Below are 18,377 nucleotides of genomic sequence, written 5' to 3'. Positions count from 1 at the left end.
GTAAAAGTGCAGGAAGCGATAATTTTCATTTTATTATAACACTTTTTAAAAACATTTTAAAAGGAGCTGTATAGAATCGGTTAAAGATAATCATGCCGAATTAGCATCCCCCGCTAAAACCCTATACTTTATCAACTCTTATCAGCAAGTCTTGTCCCCACCTCAAAACTCGCGTTGATCATTATGTGGAAGATGAAACTGCCCATTCGTCCGATTTGTTAAACTTTCCTTCTAGTTTAAATAAATTCCATTAATTTTATTGAAAGTCAACTTATTTTCAACTATTATGATAATGATGGGGCTTACCGTTTGTTAACTTTTGTAGGAGGGAGAAATTATGTATATTGAGAACACGGGGTTAGAACATTTGCAATTGGATCTAAATACTCTGGATGAAATTTTACCAGAATACGGCTTAATTCGTGCAGGACAATGGGATTACGAAAGAGTAACATACGACCGAAAAATAGTTATTAATAATAATGTATATTATTTAAGAGTACAAGGCTATGCTGTTTCAGGAGATGTTGGTGCCCATGATGCAATCATCCAATTGAAAGTACCGATTCTTGGAAAGTATTACTATCCACATGGTGTAGAGTATGGAGAAGATGAAAATTTTCCAAATGCATTAGTAAACAAGTGCAAAGAAATATTACTGGCAGTCAAAGAAGAACTGGAACCGCTGGCACTAGCTATAGAATCCTAAAGGGTAACAAAGGATCGCCTTACCAATAAACGGTAGCGATCCTTTGTTTAAAACCCAAGAATTGCTTTTATTAATGATGTTGTTTCTCCTCCGGGGTAAAGAACATATAGAAGAATATAAACAACTACACCGGTTATGGCAGTGAAAAACCAAACAATACTTGTTATCGGACCTAACTTTCGATGCTTGTCCAAAATTTTCTTCCACCCAAGCCATATCGTACGAATACCAAGGATGGCACCAATTGTAGCCAATATAATATGAAATATCAAGAAAATCGTATAATAAATTTTTATATGTTCCGGTCCCCCAAAAGAGGTGTTACCGATAAAAACGGTACGGCTCGCATAAATAGTGAAAAAAAGAACCGCGAATACCGCCGCTGTAATCATCATCTTTTGATGAAGATTAATTTTTCTTTGTTTGATAAAATACCAGCCAATCGCGACAAAAATCGCACTGATTACAATACATAAAGTACTTAAAGTCGGTAAAAATGCAAGATGTCCCATAATCATACCTCATTACTAAACGAATTTTTGACAGATTCTAAACTAAAAATTTACTTATGGACCATTACCGGGGATCGGAAAAGAATCGGTTTCTTCTTGTTCTCTTTTGTACCAATCCATCATAATTCGATATAAAATCACGCCATAAATGATTTCCTGTAATATTTTCATAACTACTCCGCCGGTTTGCTGATCATACTGTGCCGACATTAGATTGAACATCTCCGGACCAGATAATTGCAAAGTTGAGATAACATCTGCCGGTACACATAAATGCAGCGACTGCACCCAAGCTTCTATATTCGTATACGTTTCATACATGGGCGTATGATTAAAAATAATCAAGGCACATGCCGGAGTAATTAATATACTGTCTGCAAATAAATAGCCGACCTTTTTCAAACCGGATAAACGTTTCTCCGTTTCAACTTTATTGATGAGCGGCCACCACATGAAAATGGCAAATAGAAATAAAATGCTTGTATACAGAGCATGGTACCATATATTCGTTTTCACTTGATCGAATATTAGTGGTATATGGTAAAAAGAGAACATGCCATTGAAAACAATCAAGGCAATCAACGGTCTCGTAAAAAAGGCAAAAACTTTGTTAATTACCGGTAGAGAGAGCAGTTTTTTCCACATCCATACCGGAACACTTGTAATAATAAGTTGCGGAATCAGCAAATATAAAAAAGCCATTTGTATCATATGAAAGGTAAACATAAGATGACCGAGTAGATCAATCGGAGACCCTTTAATGATATATAAAAATAGCATGGTAAAAATAAACAGAGTGCCTTCTTTTTTCGTTAATAATTCCGAACCTTCAAACCGGTGGCGTTGTTTTTTGGCAACATAAAAAAATATAAGTGTCAAGACCAAGAGAAACAAAAAGAAATAAGGACTCCATAATGCCCGAAAACCAAACTGCTCTAGTCTAAACAACTGCCTACACCTCGATCGATCGCTACCCTTTTATATATTATAACTTTATTCATTTACAGTAGCGAATAATTGAATTTGACAACTTTATGACATAAATGTGATTCTTCAAATTTTAATATTATTTTTTAGAAAGGCTTTGAGTTGGACAATAAAAACTTAATCAAAGGTTTCCACCAATTTTTTTACTTTTATTCTGTGGAAAAAGGGGAGCTCATTGACGAAATAAATCCATTCCACATTTTTTTCTAACCTTTTTTATCAGAAATCCAATTGTGGTGTCCATGGATATTATAGTCTTGACCATCCCCTTATATTTTTTACCACCAAATAATTGTTACAAAAGCCAATACAGTGACAAAAGCAATGATCACGGCCGAATACATAAAGAACATCGGTAACTCGTGTCCTTTTTGACTTGCGTGCATGAAATAATAAAGCTGAAAACCAACTTGAATAACCGCCAACAGCAAAATAAACGGAATAATAAATTTGACTGAAAAATCACCGGTTCCGACGGCAATAAATGCAACAATCGTTAAAAATATCATCAATGCAAAAGTAATAACTTGAACCTGCATTTCCTTGGCGCTTTTTTTTCTACGATAGTCATGGTGTGCACGAAGATTTGGATTTTTCGCTTGTTCATTTTCCATGTTCATCCCACCTTACCTATCAAATAAACAACTGTAAAGATGAAAACCCATACGACGTCGATAAAATGCCAATACAAACTGGCTACGTAATATTTTGGTGCATTATATAAGTTTAATCCCCGTTTGGCATTTCGAACTAACAAAGCAATTATCCAACATAAACCAAATGTAACGTGTGCTCCGTGTGTTCCAACCAACGTATAATAAGCTGAACTAAAGGCACTTGAGCCAAAAGTAAAATGATATTCATGAACATAGTGAGTAAACTCATAAATTTCTAAAGCCAAAAAGCCGGCACCTAATAAGACCGTAATGACAAACCAAGATTGCATTTTTTTAAAATGATAATTTCGCATATGATAAATGGCATAAACGCTCGTAATTGAACTTGTCAATAAAATCATTGTCATGGCAAAAACTAAAGGCAAGTTAAATAGATCTTTCGCCAGTGGATGAGAGCTGTCGGGTACTGAATCCTTTAACGCCAAATAAGTAGCGAAGAGGGAAGCGAATAAAACCGTTTCCCCCGCCAGAAAAAGCCAAAAACCGAGGAATTTGTTTTTTCCTTCTAATGTTTGGGTTTCAGGATGATCCGGCCAATTCAAAGGCGTATATCTTTCTTCTGCATTCATCCCACTTTCCCCCCTTTATCATCTTCCAACAAGTCTTCTTTATGAATATGATAGCCGAAATCGTCTCGTAACGAACGAATTAACATGGAACCAAACGTGATACCTAAGCCAATAATCAATACCGGTAATCCCCAACTTTTCCCGTCGCCAACCGAATTTAACGGATTGTACATAGCACCAAAAGCGGCTACAAACAATCCAAGACTAATGAAAAATGGAATTATCGAATTATTTGGCATGTGGATATCTCCTAATGGTTCAGCAGGAGTTAATTCCTTTTTGCCCTCCATTTTCTCCAACCACCATGTATCTAAACCTCTTACTAACGGTGTTTGTTTAAAATTGTAGAAAGGCGGCGGTGAAGCAATGGCCCATTCCATAGTTCGCCCGTCTTCCCACGGATCAGCACCCACCTTTTTATTTCTAATTGAAGTTATTACAACATTAAATAATAAAATAATTACCGCAACAGCCATAAGCATAGCACCAATTGAACTAATTAAGTTTCCAAGTTCAAGTCCCTGTCCGGGTAAAAATGTTGCAACTCTTCGCGGCATTCCCATTAAACCGAGAAAATGTTGGATAAAAAACGTACAATGGAAGCCAATGAAAAATAAAGTGAAAGTAACATATCCCATTTTTTCGCTTAGTTTTGTTCCAAACATCTTTGGCCAATAAAAATGAGTCGCTGCCAAAATTCCGAATACCACACCGCCTATAATGACATAGTGGAAGTGTGCAACAATAAAGTACGTATCATGTAATTGATAATCGAGAGGTGCCACTGCCTGCATGACCCCAGTAACCCCACCGATAACAAAGCTGGGAATGAAGCCAAGTGCATACAACATTGGCACAGTAATTTTAATACTGCCACCCCACATCGTTAATAACCAGTTAAATATTTTAATCCCGGTTGGAACTGCAATGGCCATTGTCGCAATAGCAAAAATCGCATTGGCAACATTTCCTAACCCGGTTGTAAACATATGGTGTGCCCAAACCATAAACCCTAAAAATCCGATTAAAACAGTCGCAAACACCATGGATGAATAGCCAAATAAACGTTTCCTTGAGAATGTTGGAATAATTTCAGAGAATATGCCAAAGGCCGGTAAAACTAAAATATACACTTCCGGGTGTCCGAAAATCCAAAAGAAATGCTCCCAGATAATTGTATTTCCACCCATCGTAACATCAAAGAAGTTACTGCCAAACAAACGATCAAACATTAATAAGAATACACCGATTGTCAACGGCGGAAATGCTAAAAGGATAAGTGCTGATGCAATAAATGTCGTCCAAGTAAATAACGGCATTCGCATAAATGACATTCCCGGTGCCCGCATATTAATAATTGTCGCCAGAAAGTTAATTCCGGATATTAGCGTGCCAAAACCGGATATTTGTAAACCTAATGTATAGAAGTCAATGCCATGCCCTTCTGATCGTAGCGATAACGAGGCATACGATGTCCACCCCGCATCAGGAGCACCACCCAAAAACCAGGAAAGATTTAAAAACATACCCCCAAAGAAAAACAACCAAAAGCCAAGTGCATTCAAAAACGGAAATGCAACATCTCGTGCACCGATTTGTATTGGAACCACCGCATTCATAAATGCAAATAATATTGGCATGGCCGCAAGAAAAATCATCGTCGTTCCGTGCATTGTCATGATTTCATTAAATAATTGTTCGTTAACAAAATTATTATTTGGTTTCATTAATTGAATACGGATGAACAGTGCCTCTATTCCACCGAGCAGGAAAAAGAAACCACCTGTACCTAAATAAAGATGTGCAATCTTTTTATGATCGACAGTTGTTAAATATTCCCAAACAGAGGCGCCTAACCCCTTTTTCACTGCGACGCTACTCACGGTTCTACCTCCCTTTTATTCCCCTTTATTATTCTTGTACTTTTAAACCCATTAAATATTCTGCTAAAGCATCCAATTCTTCCTCAGATAAATTTGCCTCTTTATACATTTGATTGCCCGGTTTAAATTTTTCCGGGTTTTGAATCCATGCCTTTAAATTTTCCTCGTTATATTCTAATATACCGGCTACTCTTGTACGGTTACCGAAATCAGCCAGATTTGGCGCTGTCCGAGCTGTTTCCGGTCTTGCATCATTGGCGGTTACAGCATGGCATGCTATACAATTATTCGCTTGAAATACTTCTTGACCTTGTTTAGCCAGATCACTTGTTGGCTGTACTTCTTCTTTATTCTTTTGCATAGCAGTTGCCCACTGATTAAATTCATCACGTGAAACCGCTTTTACTTTAAAGTCCATATAAGCATGTGACGGGCCGCATAACTCCGCACATTTCCCATAAAATAAATTTCCTGCTTCGTCCGCTTTCTCTTTATCAAAAACTAAATAGAACTTATTTTCATTATCTGTATTTGTATCCATCTTTCCGCCTGCAGCAGGAACCCAAAACGAGTGTTTTACATCAGATGCTTTTAAATTGAAGTATACTTTTTCATCTGTAGGTACAACTAAATCTTGAGAAGTGATAATGCCTAGGTCCGGATACTCGAATTCCCACCAATATAAGTTGGCTCGCACATTTACAACTAAAGCTTCACGGTTTCCATCTTTATCCACTTTATCCATATCCTTTACATCGCCCAACTTAAAAGTAGCGGCAATGGTAGGAACGGAAAGAGATAAAAGTAAAAGAATAGGAATCACTGTCCAAATAATTTCCAGCTTGTGACTACCTTCGACTTGTTTCGGTATTTTATTTTCTTCCCCTTTTTTCCTTCTAAAACGAAAAAGTACAATCAAATAAATAATGACAACCACTAAAATGACTAAAACCATTATAGAAGTACTGATAAACAACAAAGTCAATTGTGTTTCAGCAACTTCCCCGGCAGGTTTTAATGTTGATAAAAACGGTTCGCCACACCCCGCCAAAACCAGCGTCAATAGAAGGAATAAGAAACTCAGACGCCCAAATTTCATCCCCAATCAATCCCCTCTTTCTTTAAATTAAAATAATTACACTTAAAATTTAAAAGAATAGTACTGGTATTGATATAATACCTTTTTATCATAAACACGATATTAATCGTGTTTATTGTAGTTATGTAAAGTGTAAGGGAATGATCCCCCTTACACCTGGGTCACATTTATAATAATGTAGCTATGACCATGGCAACAAATAAAATGGTTAAATAATTTAACGAGTAGACAAACATTTTTGTTGCCCATTTCATATCGTCTTGTTTTTTGTACCCGGTTAGTCCAAGCACAATCCAACCGATGTTTAAAATGGTTGCCAATATGACAAACGGGATGCCGAGAGAGAGTAAATAAAACGGCAAAGGTAATAAACAAAAAATCCAAATCATGATTTGCCTTTTTGTCACTTGAAAACCATACACAACCGGAAGCATTGGAATACCGGCATCACGGTAATCATCCGTTCTTCGCATGGCCAACGCCAAAAAATGCGGTGGCTGCCATAAAAACATGATTAGAAACAACACCCAACTGACAATATGAAGATTGCCATCAATTGCAGCCCAACCAATTAACGGCGGAACGGCTCCGGAAAAACTCCCGATGACCGTATTCAGCGTATACCTCCGCTTTGACCATAGTGAATATAATACAACATATATAAATGAACCAAAGGCTCCGATTAAGCCGGCTGTTACGGTTGTTTGAAACAGAAATAGTTCACCTAATGTCACGAACAAAAGCCCGATGGTCAATGCAAAATTTGATGAAAAATGGCCGTTCACTGTTGGACGTGATTTTGTTCGGTCCATTTTTCCATCAATATCTCGGTCAATATAATTGTTTAATGCACAAGAACCGGCAATGACAAGCCAAGTACCTATGATTGCCAAAATCACTTTATCTAAATGATCAAAAAAACCAAGACCATTATAAAAAAGTGCCAGCCAAATTCCCGTAAAGGCCGTGATTATATTTGAATTAATAATCCCGATTTTAATTAATGCTAAAAAGTCTTTAACTAAAGTCGATTTAGACTCTTTACCATTCACATCTTCATTTTGAAATTCAGGCTGAATTACTTTTGTATCTCCCACATGAAACGCCCTCCTTCCTTTTAACGTGGAAACATTCCCTGACACTACTATATATGATTTATAAATAGATTTCTATTATTTCACTTTGATAAATTACGATTATTATGTTGTAAATGGTTCAAATACACTTTATCTTATATTTAATCATAAGTAGCGAAATTTTGTGAACATATTTCAAAAAATATGTGACAAATGTGTGACATTTTGTATATAGGACTATTTTACGCAGTATTTTTCAACAAAATCATGTATAATTTTTATAATTATTTATATTTTTATGGAGTAGGTGAGTCTTTTGCAGCGTCGAATTAAACGTCTTGCCATCTTTTCAACACTGGGTATGTTGTTATTACTACTTGGTGGTGCGCTGGTTACGAAAACCGGATCAGGGGATGGTTGCGGCAGTTCATGGCCGCTTTGTCATGGTCAATTTATACCTAATGAAATCAATGCTGAATTATTAATTGAATTTTCTCACCGACTTGTAACCGGTATTGTTTCCATCTTAGTCCTCATATTAGTTGTATTGACATGGAAACATATGCCAAACATTCCGGAAAGAAAATTTTTATCGATTTTAGCAATCGCTTTCATCCTCATTCAAAGTTTTATCGGGGCTTTGACGGTTTTGTTTGGACAATCCGATTTCTTTTTAGCCTTACACTTTGGTATTTCACTGATTTCATTTGCCGGCGTCCTCCTATTAACTTTACTAATCTTTGAAGTTGATAAAAAGTTTTCTGTCCAATCCGTACATTTCGATCGTCGGTTGAAACGTCATACCATTGGAGTTACCGTTTATAGTCTGGTTGTTATTTATTCCGGTGCACTTGTTCGACATATGGAAGCAAGTTTGATTTGTCCAAGTTGGCCTTTATGTAACAATTCTGTTGTCGGCCTTCCGCAAAACTTATATGAATGGGCGCAAATGGGGCATCGATTAGCGGCAGGGGTCTTGTTTTTATGGATTTTTTACATAATGATTTTATCTATTAAACATTACCGCAATCAACCAGTCCTTTATTACGGATGGGTGTTAGCCTTTATACTTGTTTTACTGCAAGCAACGACCGGTGCATTAACTATATTTACACAATTAAATTTATTTATTGCTCTATTGCATACATTATTTATTTCCTGCTTATTTGGTCTATTAAGTTTTATGAATTTTCTTGTTTACCGTATCCATCAAAATAATAGCCGTCATGCAACTAGACCAATCGACTTTAATTATAAAGTTGATTAAGAAAAGCGCAGGACTCCCTGCGCTTTTCTTACTTTCCTAATACAATTAATAAATCACCTTGTTTGATTGAATCGCGATCTTGTACACACACCTCTTCAACCGTACCGGAAAACGGTGCCTGGACAGTTGTTTCCATTTTCATTGCTTCAGTAATAAGCAAATGTTCGCCTTTTTTCACTTTCTTTCCTTTTTCAACCAGAACTTTCACAATTGTTCCCGGCATCGTGGCACCGATATGATTTTCATTTTTCGGATCCGCTTTTCTCCGTTCGACAATATCTCCCTTAACACTTTCATCACGGATAGTAACCTCACGCGGCTGACCATTCAATTCAAAGTAAACAATCCGTGTTCCATCCCGTTGTACCTGGCCGACAGAAACAAGTTTGACAAAAAGCGTTTTTCCTTTTTCTATTTCGATTTCCAATTCTTCGCCAATTCTCATACCATAAAAGAATGTGGGCGTATCAATACAAGAAACATCTCCATATCGATGGTGACTTTTTACATAATCAAGAAAAACCTTTGGATAGAGTGCATAGCCTAATACATCATACTCAGTCGGTTTTGCTTTCATTTCGGCGAATAGTTCTTCTTTCAATTGATTGAAATTAACCGGTTCCAACAATTCACCTGCACGTACGCTTAGCGGTTTTCTGTCTTTTAAGATAACTTCTTGTAATTCTTTTGGAAAACCACCATAAGGAATACCGATATATCCTTGAAAAAATTCAATGACCGAATCGGGAAAATCAATCGTTCTTCCTTTTGTAAAAATATCCTCTTCCGTCAATTCATTTTGGACCATAAATAGTGCCATATCACCGACAACTTTTGAAGACGGGGTAACTTTCACAATATCACCAAACAGGAAGTTTACCCTTCTGTACATCTGTTTCACTTCTTCCCAACGGTCAATCAATCCGACTGCTTTTGCCTGCTGTTGCAAGTTACTGTATTGTCCGCCTGGCATTTCATGTTCATAAACTTCCGGATGTGGTGCATTCATCCCGCTCTCGAAGCTTTGATAATACTTCCGAATATCTTCCCAATATTTGCCTAACTCATTTAAGCCTTGAATGGATACGGTTGGTTTTCTTTTATTCCCCTCAAGGGCGTATACTAAAGAATTGGCACTTGGTTGGCTAGTGAAGCCGGCCATTGAACTAATCGCCGTATCGACAACATCAACACCTGCTTCGATGGCTTTTGCATAGGTAAAGATACCATTTCCGCTTGTATCATGTGTATGAAGATGGATCGGTATATCAATATGACTCTTCAATTCGGAAATGAGCTCATATGCAGAATCCGGCTTTAATAGTCCGGCCATATCCTTAATCGCCAATATATGGGCTCCTTGTTGTTCAAGCTCCTTCGCCAAATCTAAATAATACTTTAAATTATATTTTGAACGGCTCGGATCATGGATATCTCCTGTATAGCAAATAGCAGCTTCGGCAATTTTTCCGACATCACGGACTGACTGAATGGCGATTTCCATCCCTTTCACCCAGTTTAAGCTGTCGAAAATCCGGAACACATCAATACCGGCATGCGCAGATACTTTTACAAATTCCTCTATAACATTATCCGGATAGTTTTTATAACCGACTGCATTAGATCCTCTGAATAACATTTGAAATAAAATGTTCGGAACTTTTTCTCTCAGTTTACGTAATCTTTCCCATGGATCTTCTTTTAAGAAACGATAGCTGACATCAAACGTAGCACCGCCCCACATTTCCAATGAAAACAAGTCCGGTAACAAGCTTTGCGTCGGTTCCGCAATTTTTACCATATCATATGTTCTTAGTCTTGTTGCAAGAAGTGACTGATGGGCATCCCGAAATGTCGTATCTGTTAAAAGAACCTTATCTTGATTTTTCAGCCATTTAACTAAACCGTCCGGACCGTATTGATCAAGAATTTGTTTCGTCCCTTGGATTGGTTGCTCAAGATTTTTAACTTCAGGGATTCTAGGTGCTGTAAAAATAGGTTTCTTCCCTTTTCCGATTCCGGGAAAGCCATTCACTGTAACATCACCAATGTAGGTTAGCAGTTTGGTACCCCTGTCTTTCGCAATCGGAAATTGAAATAATTCAGGCGTTGTATCAATGAATGATGTATCATATTCACCGTTTAAAAATTTCGGGTGCTTCATAACATTAATTAAAAAAGCAATATTTGTTTTGATGCCACGAATACGAAATTCCCGCAAATTTCGTTCCATCTTTGCAGCTGCTTTTTCGAATGTGAAACCCCAAGTCGAGACTTTTACAAGTAACGAATCATAATAAGGTGAAATGATCGCCCCCTGGAAAGCATTTCCCGCATCAAGGCGAACACCGAATCCGCCGCTCGAACGATAGACTGTAATCTTTCCAGTATCCGGCAAAAAATGATTAAGCGGATCTTCTGTTGTAATCCGACACTGAATGGCATATCCATTCGTTTGAATCGCTTCCTGTTGAGGAATGGCCATCATATCCCCATGTAGGGCATGTCCTTCCGCAATCAAAATTTGTGATTGGACAATATCTACACCCGTTATCATTTCCGTGATTGTATGTTCAACTTGAATACGGGGATTTACTTCAATAAAATAAAAACGACCCTCGGATACGAGAAATTCCACTGTTCCGGCATTAATGTATTTGGCATCTCTCATAAGTCGAACAGCTGCATCACAGATCTCATCACGCAATTTTTTGCTTAATGATACCGATGGAGCAATTTCTACCACCTTTTGATGACGTCGTTGAACGGAGCAATCCCTTTCATAAAGATGGATAATATTTCCTTTTGTATCAGCCAATATTTGAACTTCTATATGTTTTGGATTGATAATAAATTTCTCAACATATACTTCATCACTACCGAATGATGTTTTTGCTTCCGATTTTGCCCTCTGGAAATTTTCGGAAAGTTCATTTTCTGTTTGGACGATGCGCATCCCTTTACCGCCGCCGCCCATCGCAGCTTTAATAATAATCGGGAACCCATGTTCTTGGGCAAATTGGCGAATATCGTCTTCAGTTGCAACTTCTCTTCCAGGAACAACAGGAATATTCGCCTTCTGAGCAGCAAGTCGGGCTTTTACTTTATCCCCAAAAATGTCCAAGTGCTCACTTTTTGGACCGACAAAGATAATCCCCTCTTCTTGACATCTTCGGGCAAATTCGATATTTTCCGAAAGAAATCCATAACCCGGATGGATCGCGTCCACCTCATTTTGTTTGGCAATACGGATGATTCCTTCAATATCCAGATAGGCATCAATCGGTTTTTTCCCTTCCCCGACCAAATAGGCTTCGTCTGCTTTATAACGGTGATACGACCCTGCATCTTCTTTTGAATAAATTGCCACCGTCCGTATTCCTAACTCGGTACAGGCTCGAAAAATTCGAATGGCAATTTCACCCCGATTGGCTACGAGTAATTTTTTGATTTTGACCATTAATTCCCACCTCATTCTCTCTTGCTTTAAAAATGAAAAGTAATCAAATTAAGAAAACTAATTTTAGATAAAGTTGGTAGACCAATAGTGTTAACCCTACCAGTTTTTTATATTCATATATAATACCACAAAATGTTTGGGAAAAAATATAAATTTATTAAATAATTATCTTGATTTTTTATTTTCAATCGTGCTTTTAATATTCCGTTCATGCTCGAGATTGGCGTAACTTGATATATTCATCAATAACCCCAGGGAAAGTGACAAAATAAAAAGAGAGGAACCCCCGTAACTAATAAACGGTAACGTGACCCCCGTAATGGGAATCATCCCCGAAACGCCACCGAGATTAATGAACATTTGAATCCCGATCATTCCGGATATTCCAAAAGCCAATAAACTTCCAAAAGGATCCTTCGATTTCATGCCAATATAAAAACCTTTTAATATCAGGTACCCCAAGCTTAAAATAACAAAAACAACACCAAAAACGCCCAGTTCTTCGGCAATAATAGCCATTATAAAATCCGTGTGTGCTTCCGGTAAAAATCCTAATTTTTGAATGCTTTTTCCTAAACCGACGCCACTCCAACCGCCGGATCCAAGGGCCAAATAGGAGTTGACTAATTGCAATCCTTCATCTACTTCATACTTAAAAGGATCTCGAAAACTATATAAACGACCCATTCGCTCCTCTGTAAATATATCATCATGCTTCCATAAAATAAGCGGTGAAAAAATAGCAATAAAGATAGCACCTAGTAACAGCAGACGTCCTAGATTTTTCCAATTCATACCCGAACAAAATACAATGAGCATGCCCGTTGAAAAAACAATGGCTGCCGTACCAAGGTCAGGTTGCAACACAATTAAAAATGTAACAAACACTAGAAAAACTATCGGGGGGATGACTCCTTTATTAAAATCATTTATGTATGGTTGCTTTTTGGCATAAACAGCCGATAAATAGATTATTGTTCCTAATTTGACAAATTCGGCCGGCTGAATGTTCCTAACGCCAACTCTCAACCAACTGGTTGCATTATTGACATTACTCCCCATAAAAAGGACGAACATCAGGACAACGATAGAACCAAAAAAGATCAATTGAATAAAACCAGTTGATTTTAATTTTTTGTAAGGAATAATTGCCGCAAACGCAAAAGCGACAATAGCAATCAGTAAATTAATTAGTTGGCGATTAAAAAAATACGTACTGCTCAGATCATAGAGCTGAATGGCAGTAACCATACTGGCGCTATATACCATGATCAATCCAAAAATGCTGACAAGTAAATAAACAACAAGGATGGAGTAATCATATGACTTCAATCTTTTTTTTAGCATACTTTCTCTTCCAATCTTTTAAATGAATATTCTATCCTTTTGTTATGTCTTGTTCCATTCATAAAGACACTCTATTGACTAAAGAATATATTTATTTTAACAGTTTATCTGAAAAAGGCGAATTGCCGGGGAGCGAACAGTAATACTTGTCCAAAGGTTTTAACCAGTATTTTTATACTTATCCTATAAAAAAACCCAAACAATTGGCCGTTCAACTGTTTGAGCTATGAATCGTTATTACTTTTTCAACGAAGCTTCATGCAGAGCAGATAGTTTCCGTTCAACTGAATCTAATAAGTTCTTACCATCTTGTTCATCGACGAGCCCGAGTTTTACGGCAAAATCTATTTGACGGGAAAGACCAAACATTTGCGTATCTAATACTTCTTCATATAATGGGCATTGGGGCATCGTTAAGTGATCCATTTGAACTTGGATAAGCTTAATAATCTTATCCGCATACGATTGCAACAAAAGATAGGCTTTCTCCCGATGATCTAATTTCATTTCAGACGCCACCATCATTCCCCCCTTACAAGAAAACCATTCTTGTTAAAATTCTACCTTCTAAACAAGAAAAATGCAAGGAAAACAAGAGATGTTGAAACTTTTAAAAGCGCCAATAATCTTCTACACCTAACAAATAAAATCATACTATGTGACAACTTTTCTTTTCATCGGTATACTTTAAACGAAGACCATTTTGATGAAATTATTTTTGAGTGAAGGAGCGACAGCATTGGGACAAATTATTGAAATTAAAGGAAAAGTAAAGTTTAAAATTACTTTAGATCCGGGCGTATGGATTTTTGACGATCGCCGCATTGATTTAGATACATATTTTGCGGGAAAAAACAGAAATGAATCAGATATTCCATATGAAGAAAAACTATCCCATTATTGGGACCGGGAGATCAGGGAAGGCTCTGTATCACCACCAACTTTAAAAACAGAAAAAAAATATGAAAAGGAAAAATTGCTAACAGGGACATTTGGAATTATTTTTGAACCATTTCTCAATAATGCCGAGCCATTACCGGAAGCGACAAAATTAGTCATTGAAACAAAAAATAACAAAGTGACGATTCCACTTAATGAAGCAAAAGATCTCATCTTTAAATTTTCTGAAAATGGAAGCCCTTTAAAAGCAAATGGACCCGTTCACATTTTATTCAAAGACGGATCAAATTTGGACAATCCTATTACAGATGTTCTTGCGTTAATCATTGAATAAAATGATTATCCTCTATCATTTCGTTGTTCATGTATAAAAAAATACGTTTTGACAAATTATACTAAATAAAGTGAAACCCAATCAGAAGTTAAAACGTATTAGTCGGAAAATTTTCAGATTGCATGGAAGCGTTCCGGAGAAATCCGGATTTGCATTCTCCCGCTTAGAAAAGACAACAATGACTTGATAGAGGTGACATTATGAAAAAAATAATCATATTTATTATTTGTTTATTTTCTGTATTTCAATTAAGTGGATGCCGTCAAAATAATGGGGTAACAGATACCTCCGATAATAATCGCAGTCAATATATGAACGTTAAAAATTCGAGTATAAATGAAGTAAGGAAGGAAGACAGTGAAGAAATATCCAACCATTTGGCAAATTTAGCGGCAGATGTCCCCAATGTAAATAATGCGACAGCGGTAGCACTTGGGAAATTTGCTGTCGTTGGAATTGACGTTGACAAAGATTTAGATCGTTCGAAAGTGGGTTCGATAAAATATTCTGTTGCTGAAGCACTAAAAAAGGATCCTTATGGTGCTAATGCGGTTGTCGTTGCTGATCCGGATTTTTTTGCCCGCATCGATGAAATTAGAAATGATATTCAAGATGGAAGGCCCGTTCAAGGTGTCCTAAATGAATTATCTGATATTGTTGGCCGTCTTATGCCGGAAGTGCCGGGAGACCTACAGGATCCAAGCATCGAAAATCGTACCGAAGAACCGAAACAAGAAACGGATGGACAAAAAGATGCAAAAAAACTTAACAATCAACAAAACAAACAATCAAATCATTATAAAGATAATAACCAATGATTGGAAATTGTTTATAAAATAAAAACCGGGACAGGCCTATCCCGGTTTTCTTGCAATATTTTTTAACTTTTTGCCAGTCCTCACCATTCATCATCTCTATGAACAGATCGGTACAACCTAAATTTTCCGGTTGATATTCTCGCTTCCGTACGCTCTTTAATTCGATCATGACATGCCTGACACATATATGTATGGATCGGACGATTTCTCAATTTTTTTGCAAGCGGTAATTCGTCATCAATTTCCTCGATTTTATCGCATATCACACATTGTACTTTCATTGCTTCCTCCAAAACAATACGCTTTTTCAGTATAAAACCATTATACCATACCATTTTGAACCGTATCCAAATATCAAGTGTCAAACATCATTATTATTGAACAGCTTTATTTTGGTCAAACTTCCTGCGAACTCGATAAATAGTTAAAACAAGGCAAATGACTACTAAACCTTCTGCTACAGGTAAAAATGTACCTAAAAAGCTCAAAATCGTACAGCCTAACAATAGAAAAGCGTAAATGATTAAAGACTTTAATAATGGCAATTTTTGGGCAAAACCAAGTTTATAAGCGGCAATGCTTAAAAGTACAATGGTACTGTAAAGAAGCCACATACCTATTTCCGGATTTTCATCAACTTTGTATAATGCCGCAAAAAAAGAAAGACGATTCTCTAACAACCCCATTCCCCCCAAAACAACAGCTTAGTTTTGCAAATTGTATTATTTCTATTATCATACACGACACAGACAGATTTGTAAAAAAACTCTTTTCTATTCTATAAAATGTATGAAGAAAGAAAACTCGGGTATCCGAGTTTTCTTTCTTCATTACTCTGCTTTTTTCTTTCTGGCTGTTTTTTCGCGTAATGACTTATCCAATATTTTTTTCCGCATGCGAATCGATTCCGGAGTTACTTCTACATATTCATCTTCATCAATATATTGCAGGGCTTCTTCCAAAGAAAATGAACGCGGTTTTTTAATAACTGCCGTTTGGTCTTTTGTCGCTGAACGAACATTAGTTTGATGTTTTGTTTTACAAATATTTACTGTAATATCATTTTCTCTATTATGTTCGCCGACAATCATTCCACCGTAAACTTCTGTTCCAGGTTCAACAAAAATTACCCCGCGGTCTTCCACTTGCATGATACCGTAAGTCGAAGCAACACCGGTCTCCATTGAGACAAGAACACCGCGAATCCGTCCGCCAACTTGACCAGACAGTTTTGGCAAATATTTTTCAAAAGAGTGGTTATAAATTCCATACCCTTTTGTTAATGTTAATAATTCTGTATTATAACCAATTAAGCCACGAGAAGGAACAAGGAAAATGAGGCGAACTTGTCCCTTTCCGTTATTGCTCATATCAATCATATCGCCTTTTCTTCTTCCTAACGATTCCAAAACGGCACCTACATATTCTTCAGGTGTATCAATAACGACTCTTTCAAATGGTTCACAAATTTTGCCGTCGATTTCCTTTAAAATGACTTCCGGTTTGGATACTTGCAATTCATAGCCTTCTCTTCTCATCGTTTCGATTAAAATTGACAGATGCAATTCCCCACGACCGGAAACAACCCAGGAATCAGCGGAATCAGTTGGATCTACACGAAGACTGACATCGGTATGCAATTCCGTTTTTAGTCTCTCTTCTATTTTTCTTGCCGTAACCCATTTTCCTTCCCGTCCGGCAAAAGGGCTATTATTAACAAGAAAGGTCATTTTTAAAGTAGGTTCATCAATGCGAAGCGGTGGTAATGCTTCTTGGAAATCAATCGGACAAATCGTTTCACCAACGTTTATATCTTCCATTCCTGATACGGCAACAAGATCACCGGCATTTGCTTCATTTATTTCAACCCGCTTCAATCCTAAAAACCCAAACATTTTCGTGACCCGAAATTGTTTCACACTACCGTCAAGCTTCATCAATGCCACTTGTTCACCGACTCGCATTGTTCCACGGAATACCCGACCAATACCAATACGACCGACATATTCATTATAATCAAGGAGGGCCACTTGCATTTGTAACGGTTCTTCACGATTATCAACAGGTGCAGGAATTTTTTCTAAAATCGTATCGAATAAGACTTGCATATTTTCATCCTGTTTTGCCGGGTCCGGATCCACGCTTGCGGTACCGTTAATCGCTGAACAATAAACAACTGGAAAATCCAACTGATCATCATCCGCATCTAATTCAATGAATAAATCCAATACTTCATCTACCACTTCTTCCGGTCTTGCAAAATCACGGTCAATTTTGTTAACGACGACAATCGGTGTTAAATGTTGTTCGAGTGCTTTTTTTAAAACAAATCGTGTTTGCGGCATACATCCTTCATAAGCATCAACAACTAACAACACACCATCGACCAGTTTCATAATTCGCTCAACTTCCCCACTGAAATCGGCGTGTCCCGGTGTGTCCAAAATATTAATTTTTACATCTTTATATTGTACAGCGGTATTTTTTGCTAAGATTGTAATTCCTCTTTCCCGTTCCAGGTCATTGGAATCCATGGCCCGTTCTTGAACATACTCATTAGCACGAAAAATACCGGATTGTTTCAATAATTGATCGACCAAAGTCGTTTTCCCATGGTCAACATGGGCAATGATCGCTATATTTCTAATATCTTCCCTTACTTTCATACTTTCTCCTGCTTTCTTTTCGAAAATCAACCTTTCTATTATAACACAACTGACCATCATTGTGGAAAAAAAT

The 18,377-nt window shown here is 37.1% G+C and carries 17 protein-coding genes; 4 read left to right on the top strand and 13 right to left on the bottom strand.

The genetic code is table 11. The features are described from left to right. Nucleotides 1–337: 337 nt before the first annotated feature. Nucleotides 338–709 carry a YugN family protein gene (locus NSQ14_RS07305; protein WP_041845533.1) on the top strand — a complete coding sequence of 124 codons (372 nt, stop codon included), beginning with the start codon at nt 338–340 and terminating at the stop codon, nt 707–709. 47 nt (nt 710–756) lie between these two features. Here the strand turns inward: NSQ14_RS07305 and NSQ14_RS07300 are convergent, their stop codons facing one another. From NSQ14_RS07300 to cyoE, 7 genes are all read right to left on the bottom strand, one after another. After that, nucleotides 757–1,221, bottom strand: a complete 465-nt coding sequence (locus tag NSQ14_RS07300) for a DUF420 domain-containing protein (RefSeq protein WP_034769541.1) — start codon at nt 1,219–1,221, stop codon at nt 757–759. Nucleotides 1,222–1,275: 54 nt separating this feature from the next. Beyond that, a complete protein-coding gene (gene ctaG / locus NSQ14_RS07295) occupies nt 1,276–2,169 on the bottom strand; it encodes a cytochrome c oxidase assembly factor CtaG (RefSeq protein WP_095141699.1) in 894 nt (297 codons plus the stop codon). A gap of 317 nt (nt 2,170–2,486) precedes the next feature. Continuing rightward, on the bottom strand, nt 2,487–2,822 hold the full coding sequence (ctaF, locus tag NSQ14_RS07290) for a cytochrome c oxidase subunit IVB (RefSeq protein WP_095141698.1): 336 nt from the start codon (nt 2,820–2,822) through the stop codon (nt 2,487–2,489). A 2-nt stretch (nt 2,823–2,824) separates the two neighbouring features. After that, nucleotides 2,825–3,454 carry a cytochrome (ubi)quinol oxidase subunit III gene (locus NSQ14_RS07285; RefSeq protein WP_095141696.1) on the bottom strand — a complete coding sequence of 210 codons (630 nt, stop codon included), beginning with the start codon at nt 3,452–3,454 and terminating at the stop codon, nt 2,825–2,827. After that, nucleotides 3,451–5,337, bottom strand: coding sequence for a cytochrome c oxidase subunit I (gene ctaD / locus NSQ14_RS07280; protein ID WP_034769534.1), 1,887 nt, complete (start codon nt 5,335–5,337; stop codon nt 3,451–3,453). Before ctaD ends, NSQ14_RS07285 begins: the two co-directional genes overlap by 4 nt. A 28-nt stretch (nt 5,338–5,365) precedes the next feature. Continuing rightward, entirely contained in the window at nt 5,366–6,436 is a 1,071-nt protein-coding gene (gene coxB / locus NSQ14_RS07275) for a cytochrome c oxidase subunit II (protein ID WP_034769568.1), read from the bottom strand. Between the two features lie 167 nt (nt 6,437–6,603). Beyond that, nucleotides 6,604–7,515, bottom strand: a complete 912-nt coding sequence (gene cyoE / locus NSQ14_RS07270) for a heme o synthase (protein ID WP_043988482.1) — start codon at nt 7,513–7,515, stop codon at nt 6,604–6,606. A gap of 313 nt (nt 7,516–7,828) precedes the next feature. On the opposite strand from cyoE, the gene NSQ14_RS07265 reads away from it, so the two are divergent. Then, nucleotides 7,829–8,779, top strand: coding sequence for a COX15/CtaA family protein (locus tag NSQ14_RS07265; RefSeq protein ID WP_095141692.1), 951 nt, complete (start codon nt 7,829–7,831; stop codon nt 8,777–8,779). Nucleotides 8,780–8,807: 28 nt separating this feature from the next. Here NSQ14_RS07265 and pyc read toward each other — a convergent pair whose 3' ends face one another. From pyc to NSQ14_RS07250, 3 genes are all read right to left on the bottom strand, one after another. After that, nucleotides 8,808–12,239, bottom strand: coding sequence for a pyruvate carboxylase (pyc, locus tag NSQ14_RS07260; protein WP_346217045.1), 3,432 nt, complete (start codon nt 12,237–12,239; stop codon nt 8,808–8,810). Between the two features lie 165 nt (nt 12,240–12,404). Then, nucleotides 12,405–13,586: an FtsW/RodA/SpoVE family cell cycle protein gene (locus NSQ14_RS07255; RefSeq protein WP_095141688.1), complete on the bottom strand. Its 1,182-nt coding sequence runs from the start codon at nt 13,584–13,586 to the stop codon at nt 12,405–12,407. A 237-nt stretch (nt 13,587–13,823) separates the two neighbouring features. Continuing rightward, nucleotides 13,824–14,093 carry a YlaN family protein gene (locus NSQ14_RS07250; RefSeq protein WP_396122037.1) on the bottom strand — a complete coding sequence of 90 codons (270 nt, stop codon included), beginning with the start codon at nt 14,091–14,093 and terminating at the stop codon, nt 13,824–13,826. Nucleotides 14,094–14,292: 199 nt separating this feature from the next. Between NSQ14_RS07250 and NSQ14_RS07245 the strand changes: the two genes are divergently transcribed. Both NSQ14_RS07245 and NSQ14_RS07240 read left to right on the top strand, forming a co-directional pair. Further along, nucleotides 14,293–14,820 carry a peptidyl-prolyl cis-trans isomerase gene (locus NSQ14_RS07245; RefSeq protein ID WP_346217044.1) on the top strand — a complete coding sequence of 176 codons (528 nt, stop codon included), beginning with the start codon at nt 14,293–14,295 and terminating at the stop codon, nt 14,818–14,820. A gap of 200 nt (nt 14,821–15,020) precedes the next feature. Then, a complete protein-coding gene (locus NSQ14_RS07240) occupies nt 15,021–15,638 on the top strand; it encodes a YhcN/YlaJ family sporulation lipoprotein (RefSeq protein WP_034769518.1) in 618 nt (205 codons plus the stop codon). Nucleotides 15,639–15,718: 80 nt separating this feature from the next. Here NSQ14_RS07240 and NSQ14_RS07235 read toward each other — a convergent pair whose 3' ends face one another. The 3 genes from NSQ14_RS07235 to typA form a co-directional block, all read right to left on the bottom strand. Continuing rightward, the gene (locus NSQ14_RS07235; RefSeq protein ID WP_034769567.1) at nt 15,719–15,919 is read right to left on the bottom strand and encodes a YlaI family protein; all 201 of its coding nucleotides are present in this window, start codon (nt 15,917–15,919) and stop codon (nt 15,719–15,721) included. Nucleotides 15,920–16,012: 93 nt separating this feature from the next. Continuing rightward, the gene (locus tag NSQ14_RS07230) at nt 16,013–16,318 is read right to left on the bottom strand and encodes a YlaH-like family protein (RefSeq protein ID WP_375293554.1); all 306 of its coding nucleotides are present in this window, start codon (nt 16,316–16,318) and stop codon (nt 16,013–16,015) included. A gap of 150 nt (nt 16,319–16,468) precedes the next feature. Further along, on the bottom strand, nt 16,469–18,304 hold the full coding sequence (gene typA, locus NSQ14_RS07225; protein ID WP_041845539.1) for a translational GTPase TypA: 1,836 nt from the start codon (nt 18,302–18,304) through the stop codon (nt 16,469–16,471). Nucleotides 18,305–18,377 lie beyond the last annotated feature (73 nt).

It is taken from the genome of Caldifermentibacillus hisashii, assembly GCF_039654145.1.
In the GTDB taxonomy this organism is placed as follows: domain Bacteria; phylum Bacillota; class Bacilli; order Bacillales; family Caldibacillaceae; genus Caldifermentibacillus; species Caldifermentibacillus hisashii.
This window is presented reverse-complemented; position numbering and strand designations above follow the sequence as displayed.

Coding starts and splice junctions, on each gene's coding strand:
- NSQ14_RS07245 (WP_346217044.1), top strand. CDS start 14,293: ATGAAATTATTTTTGAGTGAAGGAGCGACAGCATTGGGACAAATTATT.
- NSQ14_RS07240 (WP_034769518.1), top strand. CDS start 15,021: ATGAAAAAAATAATCATATTTATTATTTGTTTATTTTCTGTATTTCAA.
- coxB (WP_034769568.1), bottom strand. CDS start 6,436: ATGAAATTTGGGCGTCTGAGTTTCTTATTCCTTCTATTGACGCTGGTT.
- pyc (WP_346217045.1), bottom strand. CDS start 12,239: ATGGTCAAAATCAAAAAATTACTCGTAGCCAATCGGGGTGAAATTGCC.
- NSQ14_RS07250 (WP_396122037.1), bottom strand. CDS start 14,093: ATGAAATTAGATCATCGGGAGAAAGCCTATCTTTTGTTGCAATCGTAT.
- typA (WP_041845539.1), bottom strand. CDS start 18,304: ATGAAAGTAAGGGAAGATATTAGAAATATAGCGATCATTGCCCATGTT.
- NSQ14_RS07235 (WP_034769567.1), bottom strand. CDS start 15,919: ATGAAAGTACAATGTGTGATATGCGATAAAATCGAGGAAATTGATGAC.
- NSQ14_RS07255 (WP_095141688.1), bottom strand. CDS start 13,586: ATGCTAAAAAAAAGATTGAAGTCATATGATTACTCCATCCTTGTTGTT.
- NSQ14_RS07285 (WP_095141696.1), bottom strand. CDS start 3,454: ATGAATGCAGAAGAAAGATATACGCCTTTGAATTGGCCGGATCATCCT.
- NSQ14_RS07305 (WP_041845533.1), top strand. CDS start 338: ATGTATATTGAGAACACGGGGTTAGAACATTTGCAATTGGATCTAAAT.
- NSQ14_RS07300 (WP_034769541.1), bottom strand. CDS start 1,221: ATGGGACATCTTGCATTTTTACCGACTTTAAGTACTTTATGTATTGTA.
- ctaF (WP_095141698.1), bottom strand. CDS start 2,822: ATGGAAAATGAACAAGCGAAAAATCCAAATCTTCGTGCACACCATGAC.